Annotated in this window: 2 protein-coding genes; one reads left to right on the forward strand and one right to left on the reverse strand. The window is 73.6% G+C overall.

Features of this window, described 5'->3' with window-relative positions:
* Positions 1–115 precede the first annotated feature (115 nt).
* Positions 116–361, reverse strand: a complete 246-nt coding sequence (locus ACFXBC_RS34945) for a WhiB family transcriptional regulator (RefSeq protein ID WP_385034120.1) — start codon at positions 359–361, stop codon at positions 116–118.
* Between the two features lie 132 nt (positions 362–493).
* Between ACFXBC_RS34945 and ACFXBC_RS34950 the strand changes: the two genes are divergently transcribed.
* Positions 494–2760 (forward strand): DEAD/DEAH box helicase (locus tag ACFXBC_RS34950; protein WP_385034123.1); only part of this gene is annotated, 2267 nt, incomplete at its 3' end.

Here is a 2760-nt window from a genome sequence, read left to right on the forward strand (position 1 = left end):
GCCGGTGGCCCCCCGCGACGGCTCGGGCCCCGGCTGTCAGGGCCTGCGCCGTGCAGGTCTCGACCCGGGCCAGCTGGGGGGCGTTGTTGACCGGGGGCGCCGGGTCCGGTCGGCGTCAGCTCGCGGTGCGTCTCAGGCCGTACCGCTCCTTCTCGGAGAGTCCTCCCCAGACTCCGAACCGTTCGTCGTTGTCGAGTGCGTACTCCAGGCAGGTCACGCGCTCCTCGCAGATTCCGCAGAGCCGCTTGGCCTCACGCGTGGAGCTTCCGGGGTCGGGGAAGAAGAACTCCGGCCCCGTCTGGGCGCACAGCGCCCGCTCCTGCCAGGCAAGCTCAGGGGCGTTGCTGGTGGTGATCGACATACCGACCACTGTGCCCGGCGGCCATCAATGTCCGTTCAACAAACGATGAACGGGCACCTGGGCGGCGGATCCGGGCACCGCCGGACCGGCCGGAGCGCCGCGCCGCGTGACATCATCCCTCCGGTGAACGGCGTGAAGCGCGGCCCGGCACCGGCCGGCAGAAGAGCCCGAGCCCTTCTCCTGGAGGCGGAGCGGCTGCTCGCCGCGGCGCGGGCCGTCGTGGCCGACCACGCCGCGGCCACCGACGCCGTACGTGCCGCGCTCGCCCCGCTCAAGCAGGAGCTGGCCAGGGGCGAGCTGGAGCCGATCCCGCTGTCGCGGCTGCGGGACGTCACCGGGGGCCGGCTGCGGCTGGGCGCTCTGGAGCAGGCGGGTTTCACCACGGTCGCCCAGGTTCACGACGCCGGCCGCTACGCGCTGCGGCAGCTGCCCGGGGTCGGCGCCCAGACCGCCGACCAGGCAGTCGCCGCCGCCGGGCAGATCGCCAGGGCGGTCGAGGAGACCGTCACCGTACGGATCGACATCGACCACCCGGAGCCGCGCACGACGGCGCTCGTCCGGTCCCTGCACACGCTGGCGCAGGCCGGGCCCGAACTGCGCCGCGCCCATGACGCGGCGCGGCGGCTCGGCACCGAGCTGGACCGGCTCCTGCCGCGGGCCGCCCCGGCGCGCGGCAGACTCCGGCTGGCGCTGGCGGGACGGACCCGGCGTACGGAGGCCATCGACGCGCTCGACACCGTCGGGGAACTCACCGGGCGGGCGGCGGACGACGGGGTACCGCTGCTGTTCGCGCAGGTCTCGGCCGATCTGCTCCGGGTGCCCGCGTCCGACGCCGAGACCTGGGTCGGCTTCGAGCTGCGTTCGGCCGACTACTACAGCCTGCTGGCGGAGTTCTCGGGCCAGGGCGCCGATCCCGCCGCGGCGGAAGGGTTCGTACCCTCAGGCATCGCGGAACGGGTGCACGCCCAGCAGCTGGACGACAGCAGGCTGCGGGTGTCCCTGCGCGGCTACCAGTCCTTCGGGGCGCGGTTCGCGCTGGTGCAGCGCCGGGTGATCATCGGGGACGAGATGGGGCTCGGCAAGACGGTGCAGGCCATCGCCGCGATGGCCCATCTCGCCGCGGGCGGCACGACGCACTTCCTGGTCGTCTGCCCGGCGAGCGTACTGATCAACTGGACGCGCGAGGTGGGCTCGCGCTCCACCCTCACCGCCCGGCCGCTGCACGGCCCGGGGCGCCGGACGGCCTTCGCCGAGTGGTGCGAGCGGGGCGGGGTGGCGGTCACCACCTTCGACGTACTGCATCTGCTCGCGGTGCCGGACGACGTGCGGCCCGGGATGCTCGTCGTGGACGAGGCGCACTTCGTGAAGAACCCGCTCACCCGGCGGGCAAAGGCCGTGGCGGACTGGGCGGAACCGGCCGAGCGGGTGCTCTTCCTGACCGGCACCCCGATGGAGAACCGGGTCGATGAGTTCCGCGGTCTGGTCCACCGGCTCCAGCCCGAGCTGGTGGACGCGGTGCGGGACCGGGACGCGGCGGCCGGCTCGCAGGTGTTCCGCCGGGCCGTCGCCCCCGCCTATCTCCGCCGCAACCAGGAGGACGTCCTCACGGAGCTGCCCGCGCTGGTGCACGTGGACGAGTGGGAGGAGTTCAGCGCGGAGGATCTGGCCGCGTACCGGGAGGCGGTGGCGGCGGGGCACTTCATGCGGATGCGCCGTGCCGCGTACGCCCGCCCGGAGAGTTCGGCGAAGCTCAGGCGGCTGTGCGAGCTGGTCGGTGAGGCGGCAGCCAACGGGCTGAAGGTCGTGGTGTTCTCGTACTTCCGCGATGTGCTGGCCACGGTGGGGGCCGCGCTCGGCGGTACCGCCTACGGGCCGGTCGACGGCGGTCTGCCGGCCGCGCGCCGCCAGGAACTGGTCGACGCGTTCTCGGCCGCTGCCGGGCACGCGGTGCTGCTGAGCCAGTTCCAGGCCGGCGGGGTGGGTCTCAATGTGCAGGCGGCCTCCGTCGTCATCCTGTGCGAGCCGCAGCTCAAACCGGCCACCGAGCACCAGGCCGTGGCACGCGCCCACCGGATGGGCCAGGTCAGGACGGTACGGGTGCACCGGCTGCTGGCCACCGACAGCGTGGACACCCGGATGCTGCGCGTACTGGCGGACAAGACCCGGCTGTTCAACGCGTACGCACGGCGCAGCGAGGTCGCGGAGGCGACGCCGGACGCCGTCGATGTCTCGGAGGGGAGCCTCGCCCGGAGGATCGTGGAGGAGGAGCAGCTGCGGCTCTTCCTGGCGAAGCAGAAACAGGCCGGGCGGGAAACCGATCCCGAACTCGAACCCGCCGGGCAGCAGGAATCGTTGGGGCCGGAGGTCCCGGTGCGCCCGGTTCCGGGGCAGGCCGCTCC

This window comes from Streptomyces sp. NPDC059398 (assembly GCF_042751845.1).
Classification (GTDB): Bacteria; Actinomycetota; Actinomycetes; order Streptomycetales; family Streptomycetaceae; genus Streptomyces.